Source organism: Oleiphilus sp. HI0128 (genome assembly GCF_001635365.1).
Map to the genome: position 1 here is coordinate 1 of NZ_LWGG01000983.1, position 974 is coordinate 974.

Below are 974 nucleotides of genomic sequence, written 5' to 3' on the forward strand. Positions count from 1 at the left end.
AGTGATGGCGGGTTCTAATAGGTTGCCACCAGCAGTGACGACTTGGCCATCTGAGTTAACCTGGAACTGCCCATCTCGGGTATAACTGGTCGAGCCATCTGGCAATATAACTTGGAAAAAGCCTCTACCATTAACGGCTAAATCGAGAGCCTGGTCAGTCACTTCTAAGGAGCCTTGGGTAAATTGCTTAGTCGTCCCTTCGATCCTGACACCCGTACCGAGCTGGAGACCAGATGGTAATTGAGAGTTTTGTGAGTTCAAGCCACCTGGCTCTCTTTTCACCTGATACAACAGGTCCTGAAAAACCGCTTCATCACGCTTAAAGCCAACCGTACTAGCATTCGCCAAGTTGTTGGAAATCGTGGTCAAGGACATATCTTGTGCACTTAGACCGGTTTTACTGACATAAAGAGCTGGATGCATGATGCTTCTCCCAAATTGAAATTCTACTGCGAATCAATCAGACCTGAAGCGTTTAAGGGCTATCTGTGATACCCCTTATTTAAAGCTAGTAAGCAAATACCGCTAACGAAGCAGTCAAAAAATCAGCACTCTATAAATCTGCAACTACGTGCCGCTTTTATGACGTTTTTCAGGTCTTACTAGGAGAACTGCAACAAACGTGCCGTTTGTTGAGAAATTTGATCAGCCTGGCTCATTAATTTAACTTGAAGCTCATAATGTCGCGATAGAGATAGGATATCTGTTAAAGACGATACCGCATTTACATTAGAACCTTCCAGAAACCCCGTTTCCAGTTTGATGTTCGGGTCAGCAACTGCCGGTGGCTCATCACCCTTCATATGCAATAGACCATCTTCTTTCTTTTCGATCATATCAGGGTCGGGATTAACTAGCTTAATTCGATCAACCGCCGCTAAGCCAACAGCTCCACCACCCAAAGGAAGAACCGAAACCGTACCGTCAGCACCAATCTCAACAGTTGCCGAAGGCGGCAAAACAATTGGACCACC

The 974-nt window shown here is 45.7% G+C and carries 2 protein-coding genes; both read right to left on the reverse strand.

Annotated features, from left to right (window positions below; all coding sequences use genetic code 11):
* On the reverse strand, window positions 1–423 hold a 423-nt coding region (locus A3763_RS16280; RefSeq protein WP_156495133.1), incomplete at its 3' end, for a flagellar hook-basal body complex protein.
* A gap of 179 nt (window positions 424–602) precedes the next feature.
* Window positions 603–974: flagellar basal body rod C-terminal domain-containing protein (locus tag A3763_RS16285; RefSeq protein ID WP_304440822.1), on the reverse strand; the 372-nt coding region annotated here is incomplete at its 5' end.